At 46.4% G+C, this 17,709-nt stretch carries 21 protein-coding genes; 9 read left to right on the top strand and 12 right to left on the bottom strand.

Annotation, left to right across the window (positions count from 1 at the left end):
* The first annotated feature begins 652 nt into the window (after positions 1–652).
* Positions 653–1,072, top strand: a complete 420-nt coding sequence (locus tag PGH26_RS01435; RefSeq protein ID WP_323692260.1) for a cell wall hydrolase — start codon at positions 653–655, stop codon at positions 1,070–1,072.
* Between the two features lie 18 nt (positions 1,073–1,090).
* Entirely contained in the window at positions 1,091–1,471 is a 381-nt protein-coding gene (gene gerQ / locus PGH26_RS01430) for a spore coat protein GerQ (RefSeq protein WP_323692259.1), read from the top strand.
* Between the two features lie 54 nt (positions 1,472–1,525).
* Here the strand turns inward: gerQ and PGH26_RS01425 are convergent, their stop codons facing one another.
* The 5 genes from PGH26_RS01425 to PGH26_RS01405 are packed head-to-tail and all read right to left on the bottom strand — an operon-like array spanning position 1,526 to position 3,935.
* The gene (locus PGH26_RS01425) at positions 1,526–1,906 is read right to left on the bottom strand and encodes a DUF423 domain-containing protein (protein WP_323692258.1); all 381 of its coding nucleotides are present in this window, start codon (positions 1,904–1,906) and stop codon (positions 1,526–1,528) included.
* A gap of 30 nt (positions 1,907–1,936) precedes the next feature.
* On the bottom strand, positions 1,937–2,257 hold the full coding sequence (locus PGH26_RS01420) for a YwdI family protein (RefSeq protein WP_323692257.1): 321 nt from the start codon (positions 2,255–2,257) through the stop codon (positions 1,937–1,939).
* Positions 2,254–2,430, bottom strand: a complete 177-nt coding sequence (locus PGH26_RS01415; protein WP_025785538.1) for a hypothetical protein — start codon at positions 2,428–2,430, stop codon at positions 2,254–2,256. The genes PGH26_RS01420 and PGH26_RS01415 overlap by 4 nt, the downstream gene beginning before the upstream one ends.
* Positions 2,431–2,458: 28 nt before the next feature.
* Positions 2,459–3,148, bottom strand: coding sequence for a uracil-DNA glycosylase (locus PGH26_RS01410; protein WP_323692256.1), 690 nt, complete (start codon positions 3,146–3,148; stop codon positions 2,459–2,461).
* A gap of 4 nt (positions 3,149–3,152) precedes the next feature.
* The gene (locus PGH26_RS01405) at positions 3,153–3,935 is read right to left on the bottom strand and encodes a DUF4230 domain-containing protein (protein ID WP_323692255.1); all 783 of its coding nucleotides are present in this window, start codon (positions 3,933–3,935) and stop codon (positions 3,153–3,155) included.
* A gap of 149 nt (positions 3,936–4,084) precedes the next feature.
* Here PGH26_RS01405 and PGH26_RS01400 point away from each other — a divergent pair, with 149 nt between their 5' ends.
* The 5 genes from PGH26_RS01400 (at position 4,085) to PGH26_RS01380 (ending at position 7,932) form a co-directional block, all read left to right on the top strand.
* Positions 4,085–4,333 carry a hypothetical protein gene (locus tag PGH26_RS01400; protein WP_323692254.1) on the top strand — a complete coding sequence of 83 codons (249 nt, stop codon included), beginning with the start codon at positions 4,085–4,087 and terminating at the stop codon, positions 4,331–4,333.
* A 73-nt stretch (positions 4,334–4,406) separates the two neighbouring features.
* Positions 4,407–5,240 (top strand): bifunctional hydroxymethylpyrimidine kinase/phosphomethylpyrimidine kinase, encoded by an 834-nt coding sequence (gene thiD, locus PGH26_RS01395; protein ID WP_323692253.1) that lies wholly within the window; start codon positions 4,407–4,409, stop codon positions 5,238–5,240.
* 128 nt (positions 5,241–5,368) lie between these two features.
* Positions 5,369–5,719, top strand: a complete 351-nt coding sequence (locus tag PGH26_RS01390) for a YojF family protein (RefSeq protein WP_323692252.1) — start codon at positions 5,369–5,371, stop codon at positions 5,717–5,719.
* 20 nt (positions 5,720–5,739) lie between these two features.
* Positions 5,740–6,408, top strand: coding sequence for a bacillithiol biosynthesis deacetylase BshB2 (gene bshB2, locus PGH26_RS01385; protein ID WP_323692251.1), 669 nt, complete (start codon positions 5,740–5,742; stop codon positions 6,406–6,408).
* 168 nt (positions 6,409–6,576) lie between these two features.
* Complete coding sequence (locus PGH26_RS01380) at positions 6,577–7,932, top strand: YjiH family protein (protein WP_323692250.1); 1,356 nt, start codon at positions 6,577–6,579, stop codon at positions 7,930–7,932.
* 686 nt (positions 7,933–8,618) lie between these two features.
* Here PGH26_RS01380 and PGH26_RS01375 read toward each other — a convergent pair.
* Positions 8,619–9,563, bottom strand: a complete 945-nt coding sequence (locus PGH26_RS01375) for an L-threonine 3-dehydrogenase (RefSeq protein ID WP_323692249.1) — start codon at positions 9,561–9,563, stop codon at positions 8,619–8,621.
* Between the two features lie 188 nt (positions 9,564–9,751).
* On the opposite strand from PGH26_RS01375, the gene PGH26_RS01370 reads away from it, so the two are divergent.
* Together PGH26_RS01370 and PGH26_RS01365 are read left to right on the top strand one after the other, a co-directional pair.
* Positions 9,752–10,417 carry a hypothetical protein gene (locus tag PGH26_RS01370; RefSeq protein WP_323692248.1) on the top strand — a complete coding sequence of 222 codons (666 nt, stop codon included), beginning with the start codon at positions 9,752–9,754 and terminating at the stop codon, positions 10,415–10,417.
* A 14-nt stretch (positions 10,418–10,431) separates the two neighbouring features.
* Complete coding sequence (locus PGH26_RS01365; protein WP_323692247.1) at positions 10,432–10,602, top strand: hypothetical protein; 171 nt, start codon at positions 10,432–10,434, stop codon at positions 10,600–10,602.
* A 74-nt stretch (positions 10,603–10,676) separates the two neighbouring features.
* On the opposite strand, the gene PGH26_RS01360 is transcribed toward PGH26_RS01365, so the two are convergent.
* From PGH26_RS01360 to PGH26_RS01335, 6 genes are all read right to left on the bottom strand, one after another.
* Positions 10,677–11,867 carry a glycine C-acetyltransferase gene (locus PGH26_RS01360; protein ID WP_323692246.1) on the bottom strand — a complete coding sequence of 397 codons (1,191 nt, stop codon included), beginning with the start codon at positions 11,865–11,867 and terminating at the stop codon, positions 10,677–10,679.
* A 72-nt stretch (positions 11,868–11,939) separates the two neighbouring features.
* On the bottom strand, positions 11,940–13,013 hold the full coding sequence (locus PGH26_RS01355; protein WP_323692245.1) for a nucleotide kinase: 1,074 nt from the start codon (positions 13,011–13,013) through the stop codon (positions 11,940–11,942).
* An 86-nt stretch (positions 13,014–13,099) separates the two neighbouring features.
* Positions 13,100–13,732, bottom strand: coding sequence for a YczE/YyaS/YitT family protein (locus PGH26_RS01350; RefSeq protein ID WP_431312510.1), 633 nt, complete (start codon positions 13,730–13,732; stop codon positions 13,100–13,102).
* A gap of 526 nt (positions 13,733–14,258) precedes the next feature.
* Positions 14,259–14,732, bottom strand: a complete 474-nt coding sequence (locus PGH26_RS01345; protein WP_323692244.1) for an aminoacyl-tRNA deacylase — start codon at positions 14,730–14,732, stop codon at positions 14,259–14,261.
* A gap of 64 nt (positions 14,733–14,796) precedes the next feature.
* Positions 14,797–15,378 (bottom strand): hypothetical protein, encoded by a 582-nt coding sequence (locus PGH26_RS01340; protein WP_323692243.1) that lies wholly within the window; start codon positions 15,376–15,378, stop codon positions 14,797–14,799.
* Between the two features lie 80 nt (positions 15,379–15,458).
* Complete coding sequence (locus tag PGH26_RS01335; RefSeq protein WP_323692242.1) at positions 15,459–17,630, bottom strand: DNA topoisomerase III; 2,172 nt, start codon at positions 17,628–17,630, stop codon at positions 15,459–15,461.
* Positions 17,631–17,709 lie beyond the last annotated feature (79 nt).

Genomic DNA, 17,709 nt, shown 5'->3' with positions numbered 1-17,709 from the left:
ATGATCACTTTCCTCACTTTATGAGCGCTTCCCCTGGGTTATGATCACTTTCCACACTTTATGAGCGCTTCTCCAGGGTTATGATCACTTTCCACACTTTATGAGCGCTTTCCCTGGGTTATGATCACTTTCCACACTTTATGAGCGCTTCCCCTGGGTTATGATCACTTTCCACACTTTATGAGCGCTTCCCCTGGGTTATGATCACTTTCCACACTTTATGAGCGCTTCCCCTGGGTTATGATCACTTTCCACACTTTATGAGCGCTTCCCCTGGGTTATGATCATTTTCCACACTTTATGAGCGCTTTCCCTGGGTTATGATCACTTTCCTCACTTTATGAGCGCTTCTCCAGGGTTATGATCACTTTCCTCACTTTATGAGCGCTTTCCCTGGGTTATGATCACTTTCCACACTTTATGAGCGCTTCCCCTGGGTTATGATCACTTTCCACACTTTATGAGCGCTTCTCCTGGGTTATGATCACTTTCCACACTTTATGAGCGCTTCCCCTGGGTTATGATCACTTTTCCACACTTTATGAGCGATCCACAGGAGCAGTAAGCAGCTCTAAGATATTCACTCCCCTCTCACAAGACTTGGTATGTTTCCTTCTGCTCGTTCATAGGATACGTGTGAGGGGGTTATCGTGTGGCGGTGATTAAGACGACGAATAAGCATATCGATTTGCTGGCGCGCTTGATGCGCGCGGAAGCGGAAGGCGAAGGTCAGCTCGGTATGCTGATGGTCGGCAATGTCGGCGTGAATCGAGTGCGAGCGGACTGCCTTGATTTTACGGATATTCGAAACTTGGACGATATGGTATTTCAACGTCCCGGCGGCTTTGAAGCGACGACGAAAGGCTACTTTTATCAACGCGCACGCGAAGTTGATCGCAAATTGGCACGGCGCGCGGTAAACGGCGAACGGTTCAGCCCCGCCGAACGGTCTCTCTGGTTTTTCATGCCTGCCGGGGATTGTCCGGAGCAATGGTACGGTCAATACAATACCGGACGTTACAAATCACACTGTTTCTTCTCGCCAACCGAACAAGACTGCCCAACCATCTAACTTTGAAAGGATGACAGCATGGTTCAATATCAATGGTCACCGAACTACCAGCAGCAACCGCAATTTGCCTTTCCACCTCAGCAACAACAACAAAACGTTCCGCCCCCAGTCACCATTCCGAGCGGGCGTGCACCCGCTGGCGCATTTCGTGAAGAATCCTACATCGAGAATATTTTACGGCTTAACCGCGGGAAAGTCGGGACGTTCCACTTTTCGTTTGAAAATGCAATGGAGGCCGGCACGAATGTAAAAGCTGTAACAGGCATGGTCGAAGCTGCCGGTCGTGACCATGTGATTTTGAGTGAGCAAAGTACTGGAAAACGGTTCCTCTTCCCAATGATTTACTTTGATTATGCCGAGTTCAACGAAGAGCTCAATTACTTCCCGCAGCGCCCGTGAAAAAAACAGCTGCACCGCCTCTATTTGAGAGACGGTGCAGCTGTTTTTAGTTGATTAATTCCCAAACTTCGAAGCCGCTACAATGAGCATAATCCACCCAGCGATGAATGCAACGCCGCCAATCGGTGTGATTGCACCCAATATTCCGATTCCAGATAAGCTCAACACATACAGACTGCCGGAGAAAATGATGATTCCCGCTAACAAGAGATAGCCTGCCCATGATAAGGCTGTCGATGAGCCAAAGAGTGCAGGACTCATCAAAATTCCGATTGCGAGTAATGCAACCGCATGGAACATCTGATAGTGAACAGCCTTCTCCCAAATGTCTAAGTAATGTGCAGATAATCTGTCAGCTAACGCGTGCGCGCCGAAAGCTCCAAGCGCGACCGCAATCGCACCGTTTACTGCACCTGCGATAATGAAAAATGGCATGTTTTCTTCCTTCTTTCCGAGTGATTTACATTAAAAGTCAAACAGCGAACCGCCATTTGCATCTTTTTCATCTAATACCTTGCCTTCAAGCCCAGTTTGAACTGGAGTGGAAAATGTTTCTTTCGCTGGAGACAGTTCCATTGGAGAAGCTGCCGTTACTGCTGAATTTCCAGACAAGAACTGCAGCTTGCCTTCAGAAGATGGCACCTGCTGGGGCGTCTCTTCGAGAATTAACCCGCACAGCGACTGCATAGCTGAAATGGACTCGCGCATCTTCGCTTCATCTGATGTCGTTATCGCATTTGTCAGCTGCCGTTGCATTTCTTCCAGAACACGATTCGTTGTAATCATGCGCCACCGCTTCCTTTCTTCGGTTCGAACTTCATGCATTCCATACCTGAAGAACGTAAAACCACTGCAGAAGGCAGCTCACGCGTTTTAAATCCGTACGCTTTGCAGCCACGCGGATGCTTTGGATCCCACGTCACGTAGAAATGACAGCATTGAAAACAATTCACAGCCATAACAGCGGCCACCTTCCTTCATTTAATGTTAACTTAATCCCTGCTGTCCGGTCTTGCACCAGTCAATTTCAGATTCTCCCCAAGATAATAGCTGTTCGTTCGTCTTCGAAAACGGACGCGAGCCGAAGAATCCGCGATTTGCACTGAGCGGACTTGGATGCACTGACTCAATGGTAACATGCTTTGTCAAATCGATGAGTCGCTTTTTCTCCTGTGCCGGACGCCCCCAGAGAATGAACACAATCGGCTCGTCGCGGTCTGAAAGCTTGCGAATCACTTCATCTGTGAACGTCTCCCATCCTTGCTTGCGATGAGAGTGCGCTTCTCCCTCACGAACCGTCAACACGGTGTTCATCAGAAGCACGCCCTGCTCTGCCCAGCCCAGCAATGAGCCTGATTCAGGAATAGAACAGCCGATATCACTGACAAGTTCTTTAAATATGTTCCGCAGACTCGGCGGTATTTTCACTCCTGGTTGAACCGAGAAACTCAATCCATGGGCTTGTCCAGGACCGTGGTAAGGGTCTTGGCCTAAAATCACCACTTTCACCGATTCATAAGGGGTCTGTCTAAAAGCATTCCATATATAATCCATTTTAGGATAAATGACCTGCTCGCCGTATTCTTTCTTTAAGAATTCACGTAATTGCACATAGGATGGCGCTTTAAATGCGTCCTGAAGCACTTCATCCCATTGACTTCCAAACTGCGGTTTCAACTTATCACTCCTCAAACTGGATGGTCACATCGTATCCTGCCAGTGAAAACATTTCACGCAGCGTCTGTTCTGCATTTTTTTCTGCGGTTTCCAATACACCTTGCCCTGCGCTTTCTTCACGAATTAGTTTCTTCGCTTCTTCTGCGAGGTCGTATGCTTCTTCGATATCGGCTTTCTCTCTGAATACCCCTTCAAACGAATATACTTTTACTTGGTCAAAGAAGATTTCAGCACCGCCCAGGAATTCCGGTTTCGGCAAAGTAAGCGTTGCAGTTTTATTGGCCTCATTAATATCCAGGTCTTTCTTGCTTAGTGTCGATAAATCCACGCCGGCTTTGATAGCTCCCGGAATGACGACGAGCAGCTGGCGCTTAGTACCCGGCAGATTGAGGCCGATGCTTTGTCCAAACAACTGGTTATCCTGGCGTTCGATAATAACTTTCGTGTACGCTTCCGCAGTTGCCATTTCGTTCAAATCCTGGATTTGCTCAAGGAAACTAGTTTTCTGTTCCGTATATGTGCTTCCTTGCTTCAATAGATAGAACGCAATGAACGGCAGTGAAGCGACGAGCAGGATCACGATTAACGCGATAATAAGAAAGGATTTGCGCCAAAGTGAAAAGAACAGTGTAAGAATGTTCCATAAACTTCTGCGCTTCTTTCTGGGGCGGCCATAGGCTTCTTCCACCGTAACTGCACTTTCCTTGTCCGATGCTTTTAACTCTTTCAGTAATTTCTCGATTTCTTTCAGTTTCTGTTCGTCATTCGAGTTGTTGCCCCGTTTCATGTCAGTCCTCCTTTTCCGCAGCGATTCCAGCTATTGGTCTTTCATTATAGTCATAAAAAGCAGCCGGAATCAGTACGTTCAGTTTGCGGGAAAGTTCTCGTGCAGACAAGTATTCTGTCATGGTATGATGGCGCGAAGGAGGGATTGATGTGTCCAATGTTCCAATCCGCGAAAAAGTGAAGCGTATTGCAGCTGCTGCAAAAGATGGGGAATCGTATTCCGAGTCCTCTAAAAGTGCAGGCATGCTGTTCTTTTACGGCATCTTCGGCATCGCCGTATTGTTTCTAATTGCCCTGACTATCGGTCTCGCACAAGGCGGCCATTATATAGGAAGTGCAACCTGTTTAGTCGCAGGAGGCGGCCTTGGATTCATCCTACTCAAGCTGGCACGAGCATAATTCGCACAATTTGTATTTGCTTTTCTGATTGAGTACACTTAAGTATACCCTATTCGTAAAGGAGTCCTCTATAATGACGTTGAAAAAGACTTTGACAATTGCAGGATCAGATACATCCGGCGGCGCCGGTATACAAGCGGACCTTAAAACTTTCCAAGAACTTGGTACATACGGCATGACTGCATTAACGGTTGTCGTCACAATGGATCCGGACAAGCATTGGAGCCATAATGTCTACTCCCTTCCCATCGATGTCGTCAAAGCGCAGATCAAAACTGCCCTTTCTACTGGAATCGATGCGATTAAAACAGGCATGTTGAGTACAGAAGAAGTCATTCAAACTGCAGGTGAAGCAATCGCAGAAACTGAACTGTCACACGTCGTAATTGACCCTGTTATGGTTTGTAAAGGTGAAGATGAAGTCTTGAATCCTGGAACTGTCGACGCGATGATTGAATACTTGCTTCCGCGTGCTGAAATCGTGACGCCAAACTTATTTGAAGCCGGACAGCTGGCTGGCATGAAGACCCCCAGCACGATTGAGCAAATGAAAGCAACAGCTGAGAAAATCCATTCACTCGGTGCTCGTAATGTTGTCATTAAAGGCGGCAAACAGCTGCAGCACGATAAAGCAGCGGACTTGTTCTATGACGGAAAGACGCATCTTTTATTGGAATCCGAAAAAACGGATACCCACTATAACCATGGAGCTGGATGTACGTTCGCAGCTGCGATTACAGCAAACTTGGCAAATGGGAAAGATATTAAGGATGCTGTAATTGAAGCAAAAGCTTTCGTTGCTGCTGCCATCGCAAACGGATGGAAGTTGAACGAGTATGTAGGACCTGTCATGCACGGCGCTAAGAGCCGTTTTGGCGGACCTGAAATTACAACAACTGAAGTTTAAATTTTTCAAGCACTGGCGGGACTTGTCCTTCCGTGCTTTTTTGTTGCTGAAACGGCATAATCGCAATTGTTTCGTTTACCGGATATAATTGAAGGCAGAGTAAAAAAACAGCCAGAGGAGGAAGACATGTGGAACTTGTACAACAAGATCAGCTGCAACGCTTGATCGATTCCTTTGCGGGCAAAGATGTTTACATTCATTTGGAGACGACAAACGGCTCTTATGCTGCGCATTTTCAAGAAGGATTCTTTAACGCAGGTGCGTTCATCCGCAATATTGTCGTGAATTACGAACTTGGAAAAGTGGCGGGCGACTCCCCTCACCGCATCGGGTTGAAACTGCCTTCAGGGTGGATTTACGCACAAGGAATTACACACTATGAATTGGATGAACACGGACGTCTGCTAATGGCGGGTCTTGGACCAGATGGTAAATTGGCCGTAGCCCTCGAAATCAGCGAAACTCCGTTTACGTATTAATAGAAGGAGGACCAATAGAGATGGAAAAAGAACGTCACGTATTAGTCATTTTCCCGCACCCGGATGATGAAGCCTTCGGTGTTTCGGGAACAATTTCAACTTATATCGAAATGGGCGTCCCTGTGACATACGCTTGTTTAACACTCGGTGAAATGGGACGGAATCTCGGGAATCCGCCATTTGCCAACCGCGAAACGCTGCCAATGATCCGCAAAAAAGAACTTCAAGCATCCGCGGACGCGATGGGACTAACGGATTTACGCATGATGGGTCTTCGCGACAAAACTGTAGAGTTTGAGGACGATGAAAAAATGGTGAAGCTTGTTGCAGATTTGATTGAAGAATTAAATCCTTCATTGCTTATCTCCTTCTATCCAGGTTTATCCGTACATCCAGATCATGATGCTACAGGCCGTGCAGTTGTGGAAGCGGTTCGCAGAATGACAGAATTTGACCGTCCAAAGCTGTACACAATTGCGTTCGACAATAAAACAGTTGAGCAAATTGGGCATCCGGATGTCCATCATGATGTGTCTGGTGTGACAGAGAAAAAGCTCGGTGCCATGAATGCTCATGCATCCCAAACCGTTTGGATGATGGAAGATATGCAAAAACGTCTGGACGCGCAGGATCCTGATGCGTTAAAATGGTTAAAGACAGAACATTTCTACACATATTCCTTTAAGTAAGGAAACCGCTTTCAATGCGGCAGTTCTCGGTTCACTAGTTTTCTAGCTAGTGAATCCGGGTATACATATAGGGCTTTGGAGAAAAATTCTAGTTTACTTTTCGGTATTCATTCATTAATATGAATAAATATACATAGTATGCATTACTATTTACGAAGGAGCTCATCCATGAAAAAAGCGTCTTTATCCAACTGGTTATTGTTTTTAGTTCCATCTATTATCGGAGTCATCTTGTTCATGATTCCACTGAAGATCGGCGACGGCTGGAAAGTACCGATTGCAGTCCTTGCCGATAAGCTCTCTGGGTTTATAGAACCTGCGATGCCTTTCGCAGCAATGGTGCTCATTATCATTTCTGCAGTTGGATCGGTATTATTCTTATTTGTTTCGGCAGATCGAACAGCAAAACCCACTTTTATGCAAACTTTATTCAAAGTGACACCATTTTGGACACTGACTCGTGTAGTCGGTGCGATTTTTGCAGTCATGGTAACGTTCAAGCTCGGACCTGAAGCGATTTGGAGTGAGAACACGGGTGGTTTGCTGCTCTCTCCAGATGGTCTGGTTTCATTCCTGTTTACGATTTTCCTATTTGCAGGATTGTTCCTGCCGCTTCTTTTGAATTTTGGATTGCTTGAGTTTTTCGGAACAATGATGGTGAAAATCATGCGTCCGTTGTTCAAACTTCCTGGACGATCTTCCATCGACGCGTTGACGTCTTGGGTTGGAGACGGGACGATTGGTGTCCTGTTGACGAGCAAGCAATATGAAGATGGACATTACACGAAACGTGAAGCAGCTGTAATCGCTACGACGTTTTCGATTGTTTCCATTACCTTCTCTCTTGTTATTATTAGGACGGTTGGTCTCGAAGACTACTTCGTTCCGTTTTACGCAACAGTTGCAGTGGTTGGTCTTGTATTGGGACTTATCATGCCAAGAATTTATCCACTTTCTAAGAAACCGGACGAATTCATTGATGGCACGCCTCAGACAGGAACAGAAGAAAGTCTGCCTGAGGGATACAATGTCTTCTCTCATGGTATTGAAAACGCTCTTGCAACTGCGGATAAAAACCGTTCTGCAGGTAAAGTTGTTGGCGACGGATTCCGTAACGTTCTGGATATGTGGATTGGCGTAGCTCCAATCGTTATGGCGTTTGGTACGATTGCAACGATGCTTGCAGAGTATACGAGTCTATTTACGATTCTCGGAAAACCATTTGTTCCATACTTGAATCTGCTTCAAATTCCTGAAGCAGCTGAAGCTGGTTCGCTAATGGTTGTCGGGATTACAGATATGTTCCTGCCTGCTCTTCTTGCAGACGGAATGATTTCTGATCCGATTACCCTTTTCACAGTGGCGACTGTCTCTGTCGTTCAGCTTATCTACTTATCTGAAGTGGGCGGGTTGATACTCGGAACTAAGATTCCCGTCAACATCTGGGATTTGATTGTAATCTTCTTACTGCGTACAATCATCGCGCTGCCAATCGTAGCAGGCGTTGCACACTTGTTGTTTTAAATAAAATTAGGAACTCCCCCCTGCGGCTGGTTGGCTGCAGGGGGGAGTTTTTTGTGTGGTTAGGGCAGTGCTTGACTGGTCGCGAGATTGGATTGTGCGGGGATTATAGTTGTGATGCGCGGAAGTTGACGGTGGGTATGATTGTGTTTTTTGGGGTTATGATCACTTTTTCTGGTTTATGAGCATTTCCCCTGGCTTATGATCACTTTTCCTGGTTTATGATCACTTTTCCTGGCTTATGATCACTTTTCCTGATTTATGAGCACTTTCCCCGGCTTATGATCACTTTTTCTGGTTTATGAGCACTTCCCCTGGTTTATGATCACTTTTCCTGGTTTATGAGTACTTTCCCTGGCTTATGATCATTTTTCCTGGTTAATGAGCACTTCCCCTGGCTTATGATTACTTTCCTTGGTTTATAAGCACTTTCACAAGCTTATGATCACTTTTCCTGATTTATGAGCACTTTTCCTGGCTTATGATCACTTTTCCTGGCTTATGATCATTTCCCCTGGCTTATGATCACTATCCCTGGCTTATGAGCACTTCCCCTGGCTTATGAACACTTTCCTTGGTTTATGAGCACTTTCCCCATATTTTAAAAGCACACACTGCCTCTCCCCATCCCCATTCCACGCAAAAACCCCCTCGTCCTGGTTGTTACAGGCGCGTGGGGGTTCATTCTATCAAGCATTCACTTTTTCGCGGATCTTTTCTAGCATATCTGACACCATTGCGTCGAGACCGTAAGTGGCTTTGAAGCCCCACTCTGTTTCTGCGACGGAAATGTCGAGGGAGTTCGGCCAGCTGTCTGCGATGGATTGGCGTACCGGATCGACGTCATAGCTGATTTCGAATGTTGGAATGTATTTTTGGATAGCGGCCGCAAGCTCAGATGGCTCGAAGCTCATTGCTGTTACGTTGAACGCGTTGCGATGCTTCAAGTTAGCTGCATCCGTTTCCATTAAGTCCACAATCGCTTGAAGCGCATCTGGCATGTACATCATATCCATGTAGGTACCTTCAGCGATGAAGGATGTGTACTTGCCTTCTTCTACCGCTTTGTAGAAAATGTCGACCGCGTAATCGGTTGTACCGCCGCCTGGCTGGGCAACGTATGAAATGAGCCCAGGGAATCGAACTCCGCGCGTATCAACGCCAAATTTTTGATAATAATAGTCACAAAGCAGTTCACCCGATACTTTGTTCACTCCGTACATAGTCGTCGGACGCTGCAATGTATCTTGCGGCGTGTTGTCCTTTGGTGTAGATGGTCCGAATGAGCCGATTGAGCTTGGTGTGAAGAATTGAAGGTCCAGTTCACGTGCTGTCTCCAGCGCATTTACGAGTCCTCCCATGTTCAAGTTCCATGCGAGCATCGGGTTCTCTTCTGCTTTCGCGGAAAGTAATGCCGCCATGTGCATGAGCGTGTCTGCACCGAACTCTTGTGCAAGTCCTGTCATTTTCGCTCCATCTGTGACGTCAAGAATTGCAAATGGTCCATCCATTTCTGTTTGCGGTTCGCGAATGTCTGTTGCCAGGACATTTTCCGTTCCATATTCAGCCCGCAGTTTGGTGATCAATTCTGATCCGATCTGACCGAGTGCTCCGGTCACCATAATTTTTTTCATCGTGTATTCCCCCTATGAATGTTTGTATTTTTGGAGAGGACAGTCGTTATTTATCAAGTGAAATTTCTAGTTTTATTAGCTGAAATTGATTATAAACTGTTCTGCTGGAAAATACAATTCGTTCAATAGCATTCTCTCTCGTTATCGGAATTGTATGTTATAATGAAGGTAATTGGAGGGTGTACAACTTGAAAGATAATCCTTTTCTCATCCGCGGTGCAGCCCGCTGGCTATTATTATTTGGCGGTGGAGTTCTCCTTACCGTAATCCTATTGTTCGCGAATATTCCCTTTTGGGCTGTGTTCGTTATTGTCATGGCTGTATATATGGCAATTACACTTGGCTGGCCGATTTATATCATTTATGGAACGAAAAACTTGGACAAAATCGATAAGTTCTTAACGAAGAATCGGTCCAATACATTATTCGCTTACGCTTATGCAATTGCTCATGAATCCGATGAAACGATTATCGAAACCATTGAAACCGTTTTACAAACTCATAAACAACCTAAAGTCCAGGCAGTGTACGCCGCGAATCTGGCGGTTTGGCAACAAGATATGGAGGCGCTGCATCGCCTTGCGATTCACTTGCCGACAGCGGATTATGTGAATTACTATACGGCAAGCGCATTGTTAATGGAAGGAAATCTAGAGCGCGCTCAAACCTTGCAAACTGCCATTAAAAAGCAATGGATGAAACACGCCCTTCAAGCCAGTATCGCCAAGCAGTCCGGTGACCAAACTGCTTATCGCAAAGAAGTGGAGCTCTCCACCTCTCACGCATGCGGTATTCAGCACTATGTATTGGTTTCCCTGTTCCAGCGTCAAGACCAAGTATCTCCCATTATTTAAGAGGAGGGATGGCCATGATTTATGAAGAAGAGACTTATGTAGAATTGCATGACGGCCGCAAAGGGCTGATTGTACTTGTTCGAGTTGACGAGCGTACGCAGTATGACATCGAACTTGCGAATGGGGAATTAACGACTGTGTACCATGAAGAGGTTGTGCGGCCTGTCGAAAATACAACGAAATAAAAGCAGTCTGGAGAGGATAAAACTCTCCAGACTGCTTTTTGTTTTCATATGGAATTTAGTTAAGATCCTGTACGTTATTGAATAACGCCGAGTTCCTTACCGACTTTTTCATAAATCTTAAGTGCATCGTCCAGCATTTCTTTCGTGTGGGCAGCGGTTGGCATGTTGCGAACGCGGCCTGTCCCTTTTGGAACTGTTGGGAATACGATGGATTTTGCATAGACGCCTTCTTCAGCCAGACGTTTCGAGAATTGCTGTGTCAGTTTTTCTTCGCCGATGATACAAGGCGTGATTGGGGTTTCTGAGTTCCCGATATTGAAGCCGAGTTTCTTCAAGCCCGCTTTCAAATAGTCCCCGTTCTCCCATAGCTTGTCGTGCAGTTCAGTGGATGCACTGATTTTATCAAGCGCACCCATGATTGCTGCAACATCGCCTGGCGGTACCGCTGTTGAGAACAAGAACGGACGTGAACGGACCTTTAACCAGTCAATCAGCTTTTGTGTTCCAGCTACGTAACCGCCGACAACTCCGACTGCTTTTGAAAGTGTTCCCATCTGCATATCAATCTCTTTTTCAAGTCCGAAATGCTTGACAGTTCCCTTCCCTTTACCAGTTACGCCTGAACCGTGAGCATCGTCCACGTATGTGATCAGGTCAAACTCTTTCGCAACTTTAACAGCACCCGGAAGGTTTGCGATATCTCCATCCATCGAGAATACGCCATCCGTGATGTACATGACTTTTCCGTATAACCCGGACTCTGTCGCTTCTTTTGCTTTTGCACGCAAATCGTCCATGTCCTGGTGCTTGACTCGGATGATCTTAGCGCCAGAAAGACGGCAGCCGTCGATGATGGATGCGTGGTTTAATTCATCTGATAAAATTGCATCGTTTTTGTTCATGACTGCGGAAATTGCCGCCATGTTGCAGTTGAATCCAGATTGGAATGAAATCGCAGCTTCTGTTCCTTTGAACTCCGCCAGCTTTTTCTCTAGTTCGATGTGGATGTCAAGTGTACCGTTGATGGTACGCACCGCTCCTGCTCCGACACCGTATTTATTCACAGCTGCAATGTTCAATTTTTTCAAGTCTTCGTCTGTTGCAAGACCTAAATAGTTGTTCGATGATAAGTTAATGAGGTCGCTGCCTTTAATTTTAATGATTGGACCATTCGGACCTTCGACTGGCTCAATTTCGTTGTAAAGTCCCTGATCTCGAAGTTCTTGCAAGTTCTCGTCTAGAAATGCATTTAATATAGTAGACAAACTAATCTTCCTTTCAGACACGTGATGCTAATAGTGTAGCATATTTGTGCCTTTCCCGATAACTGAAGCGCGTTACGGAGCGATAAGTTCTGTCAGTTGTTCTGCTTTTTCATGGAATGCTTTCAAATCGAGCGCACTGTCCATCCCTGCATCTATTTGACTCGTCAATCGTGCGTACGACTGCATGTATCCGGCAGCATTCGCAATCGCTTCTTTGTACCGCAGACGGATTCCATCAATTTCCTGCTCTGCTTTTTCACTCGGTGCACACATGGCAACCAAATCCAGAATCTCATCGCCTTCCCGTTCTGCATCATACACGTGAGGTTCCGTTGCGTCGAACAGACAAACAGACAGCTCCGGGAACTGGACGAGATCGATACTTCCCGCATCCAATCCGCACCAGCCATACAGGACATCGATGCCACGCTTTTCCGCTTCTTCTCCGAGCGCTCTCATCATCGTGGACTTTCCTGTTCCAGGAAGGGCTTTGATTAAAATTCTGCGCTTCAGGGATTTAGTAATAGATGGAATGAAGTCATGTGCTCCTTTTGTAGATAACGACCCAATAATGCGATGTGAAACGGCCGCATTTTTGTGTAAATCAAGTGTGCCAAATAAATCAGCTGCGAGTGACTGAATCTTTGCTTCGTGCGCTTTCCAGTCCATTCGTCGGATGTTGACGGTTTCCCATTCATCATGAATCGATTTTGCTTCAAAAAGCGCTGCGAGTGCTTTTTCCAAATAGGTGGCGGCCTCTTCTAAGTGACCTGCGATTTGCGGGTTATTTGCACGTAATTTGTTTTCGTCATAAACATCATAAAAGCTGACAACGCGATGTTTCCCGCCAAGGTCTGTGGGTTCCAGCGGCACTGGATAGGAGGCGGCGATATAAAAAAGTTCGTGGCCTTTCACATAAATGCCATCCGTTTTTTCGGTATGCAATGGACTTCTGAAACGGTCAACGTCAAATCCTCGTTTCACATAGAAGATTGCCAGCTCATTCAAAATGTTAGACAGCGCAAAGGTAGGCGGTGATTTAATGAAGACAGTTGTCGCTGCTTGCTGGATGAGGTGCTCGTACTTGTGAGACAGCCCTCCTCCTGTATAGGCCGTGCCCATCGATTCTGTTAAGTTTCCATTCATCGTGACCATCCCTTTCTGAAGTTCTTCAGAATAGCTTATGAAATGGCGACGAAAAAAAGCACAGCCCGGGTTGACTGTGCCCTTCATTATAATAGAATTTCACTATTTTCCTGCTTTGCTACTTTCAGTAATAGCCGCTGACATTGCGGCATCGCATAGTGGACGAATTGTCCTATCAGCAATGCGATGAGCACGGTACCTATACCAACCGGTCCCCCGAGTGCCCAGCCGAGTAAGGCAACAATGACTTCTATGGACGTCCGTACAATTTTTACACTGATGTTGAATTTGTGCACGATCAGCAGCATTAAGCTGTCCCGCGGACCTGCCCCCATATTAGGAGACACATACAGTCCGATGCCGTATGACATAATTACGACACCCAAGATGAAAAAGATTAATTGAGCTGCAATTGACGTGACGTCTGGCAGCAGCCAATTGAACAGATCAATAAATGTTCCGAGCAGCAGCATATTGAGCCATGTCCCGTATTTCGGCCACTTTTTTTGCGCAGCTGCAGTGATCAGTACGATGAGCAATCCTGTAATGATGCTCCACGATCCGATGGACAGTCCGATATTTTGATAGAGACCGACATGCAGGACATCCCATGGCCCAATGCCAAGCAGTTGCCCTTTAATAGTCATCGCTATCCCTAACGAGAGGATCATTTGTCCTACTATGAAAAAGACCCATCTCCATTTTTTTAACGTCATCATCTGCATTCTTCTTTCCGCGAGCCGCTGAATGAACCGGGCGGCGTATTCTCTATACGCAATTGTAGCATGTCTGGCGTGCAGGCGGGTGAGGGGATTTTGTGAGAGGGTGTTGTGTGTGCTCTTTGGGTTATGATCACTTTTGGGAGTTTATGAGCGTTCTTCTCTGCGTTATGATCACTTTCCATGAGTTATGAGCGCTTTCTCTGCGTTATGATCACTTTTCGCGAGTTATGAGCGTTCCCCATGCGTTATGATCACTTTCCATGAGTTATGAGCGTTCCCCATGCGTTATGATCACTTTCCACGGTTTATGAGCGTTCCCCTCCGCGTTATGATCACTTTCCACGGTTTATGAGCGTTCCCCTCCGCGTTATGATCACTTTCCACGGTTTATGAGCGGCCACCACTGCGTTATAAGCACTTCCCGTGATTTATGAGCACCTTCTCCAACTGCCTGAAGAAAGTACTTAATTGGTCACGTGATGGAGATGTATTAAAAGTAGGCGTCCATCTGCGGGCGCGGGTTTTATTTACACAAGTCCACAAACGGTGCATCCGTTACTTTCGCGTAATCGGAAGGCGCGAGTTTCATCTGGAATCCTGGTTTCCCTGCGCTGGCGTAGATGGCTGGTTTCGATTGGGCAGAGACATCCAGAAAAGTAGGAAACGTCTTTTTCATCCCGATTGCCGAACATCCGCCGCGGATATACCCCGTCACGTCTGTCAGCTGTTTAAGCGGGAGCATCTCCAGCTTTTTCTCTCCTGCTGCGCGTGCCGCCTTTTTCAAGTCAAGCTCACATAATACCGGGATGACAAATACATAATTGCGTGCAGTACCCGCTGTCGTCACAAGTGTTTTATAGACATCAGCTTCGAGCCCGCCGTCTGCTGCGGCATTTGCTTCCTCTGACAAATCGCGCTCGAGCAGCTCATGGGGGATTCCTTCAGTCTCTAAAATACGAATCGCATTCGTTTTAATATGTTTATTCTTCTTCGCCATGATGGGTGCCTCCCTTTATTCAATGCAAAAACCCGCCAACACGAAGGCGGGTTATCAATACATATTATGCAATAAGTGAGTATGCCGGGCTTGCCGTCATATATCCATGCTGTTTTGCACCTGTTTGAATTGCGTAGGCTGCTGCAGCTTGATCGTACAGTTTCCGCATTGCATCCGCCAGTGAGGAATTCGCTTCCGAGTTCTGCTGCTGCGGCTGCATCAATGAGTTTTCACGACTTGCTTCCGCTAGTTGCGCCGAACGCAAACGATCTTCCAACGCGAGCTGCGCTTGGGTTTCCGCAATTTTAGCTGATGCCACTGCAGCAAGCTGATGGTCCATTTCAGAGGGCTCTGGGTTAGAAAGCGCTTCACTTCGTACTTGACGCCAGCTCTGAATCGTTTCTTCCAATGTTTCTCCGAGCGGCAACACGACTTGCTTCAGTAGACCGGCATTCAGTTTTTTAAACTCATTAGGTTGTGCATCCGCCTGAGTATTCGTTAACCGCTGCGCCAACTCGTTCCGTTTCGCCTCGTTGCCGCCGGCATAATCCGCATGACGGGTATAAGCCACTTCTGCAGAACGTTTTCTTGCATTCTCATATCTTGTATTTTCCGTAACTGCCGGATTTGATGAAATTGAGACCATGAACTCACCCCGTCATAAATTAGTCTTTTAATTATATAGCTTATCCGCTCAGCTTTCATGAGCCGAACGATTTCATTTTTTTACTTGTCAAATAGTTTCTTTAGCGCATCTGCCATTGCCGTATTTTCAGGTTCTTCGTTCTCTTGCTTCTTAAGATACTTTTGAACATCACGTTTGTCGGCCTTTTTACCTGTTGTTTGTGCTCTCCGCTTTTCAAACGAGGACAGCTTTTCACGATACCCGCATTTACAAACGAAGATTTTACCATCGCCATGACCGCGAAGTTCCAACTTTTTCTTACAAGTAGGACAGCGTGCATTCGTAAGTGTGGAAACCGTCTGACGGTGACCGCATTCGCGATCTTGGCAGACAAGCATCTTACCGCGTTTGCCGTTCACTTCAAGCATCGGCTTTCCACAGTCCGGACACTTCTTCCCGGTAACGTTATCATGTTTGAATTTCGTTTCGTCCGCTTTAATATCGACGATTGTCTTCTTCGAAAAGTCAATCATCGTGCGGATGAATTGATTTTTCTTCAGTTTTCCAGCTGCAATTTTAGATAAGTCGCTCTCCCATTCCGCAGTGAGTGCCGGTGATTTTAAATCCTCCGGGACGAGTTCCAGCAACTGGCGTCCTTTAGACGTAGTGTAAATATCATTCCCTTTTTTCTCGATGACAAACATGCCGAATAACCGCTCGATAACATCTGCACGTGTCGCAACTGTCCCTAATCCGCCGGTTTCCCCGATTGTTTTGATCAATTCTTTCGATTCTCCCGCCATGAACTGTGCCGGATTTTCCATCGCAGCCAGCAGCGTTCCTTCATTGAACCGCGCAGGGGGCTTAGTTTTGCCTTCAGTTCGAGAAACTGCACGTATTTGAAGTGTCTCACCCTTTTTCATAGCAGGCAAAGCGTCTGTATCCGCTTCTTCTTCATCTGATGAATAAACAGCTTTCCAGCCTTCATCCGTCACGGTCCGGCCTTTCAATGTAAAGATTTCATTGCCAGCTTGTAATTCCGCACTCAATTGCTCATATTGGAACGGCGGATAGAACACAGCTAAGAATCTCTTAACGATAATGTCATAGAGACGTTGTTCTTTGTCCGAAAGCGAATGCAATGACGGACTTTCCTCCGTTGGGATAATCGCATGGTGATCGGATACTTTGCTGTCATTAATGACACCTTTTTGAGGTTTGACGGGACCTTTACGCAGCAATGAATTGACAGCTTTACGATACGGACCGATTTCAACCGCTTTCACACGATCTTTCAACGTACTCGTCATATCTGCAGTTAAGTGCTTCGAATCCGTCCGCGGGTATGTCACTGCTTTATGCCGTTCGTACAAGTTTTGCAGTGTCGATAACGTCTCTTTGGCAGACCATGACCAGCGGCGGTGCGCTTCTTTTTGAAGTTCCGTCAAGTCAAATAAATGAGGGGCCGGCTGAGATTTAGGTGTCGATTTCAGGTCGATGATTTTGCCTTCTGTAACGCCTTCCAATGCATTCATCTTCGCATCAATGACGGTTTCATCGAATACTTGAGTTTGCCCGCCCCCATCGCGCCAAGTAAAACGTCCGGCTTCAGTCAGTGCCTGCATGCCCCAGTACGGTTTCGGCTGGAATTTCTGAATTGCCTGTTCGCGTTTCGCAATCATCGCAAGCGTCGGAGTCTGAACACGTCCTGTTGATAATTGAGCATTGTGTTTAACAGTGAGCGCGCGCGTGGCATTGATGCCTACGACCCAATCGGCTTCTGCACGAGCAGCCGCTGCTTCATATAAGTTATCGTAAGCTTTGCCATCCTTTAGATTGGCGAATCCGTCTTTGATGGCCTTATCGGTTACAGATGAAATCCATAATCGTTTGATCGGCTTACGGTTTTTCGCAAGTTCCAATATCCAGCGTGCGACGAGCTCTCCTTCGCGCCCCGCGTCTGTTGCGATGATGACATCTTTCACATCTCCGCGGCGCAATTGCGCTTTCACAGCGTTATATTGTTTTGTTGTTTGTTTAATCGGCGTCAGCTTAAAGGGTTCCGGAATGATTGGCAAATGCTCCATTTTCCATTCTTTGAATTCCTGACCGTATCCTTCAGGATCTGCATGAGTCACTAAGTGGCCAAGGGCCCATGTGACGATGTACCGGTCTCCTTCAAGAAATCCGTTTCCTTTTTTATGACAGCCAAGCACACGCGCAATATCGCGTGCGACAGATGGCTTTTCTGCAAGTACGAGTGATTTAGACATCGTTCAATCCCCTTTCGTTGTTTCCATTATACGCAAGTTGCCCAGTTTCTTCAGTTCTGACCATATGAAAAACGTCCAT

Source organism: Sporosarcina jeotgali, from assembly GCF_033304595.1.
In the GTDB taxonomy this organism is placed as follows: domain Bacteria; phylum Bacillota; class Bacilli; order Bacillales_A; family Planococcaceae; genus Sporosarcina; species Sporosarcina jeotgali.
This window is presented reverse-complemented; position numbering and strand designations above follow the sequence as displayed.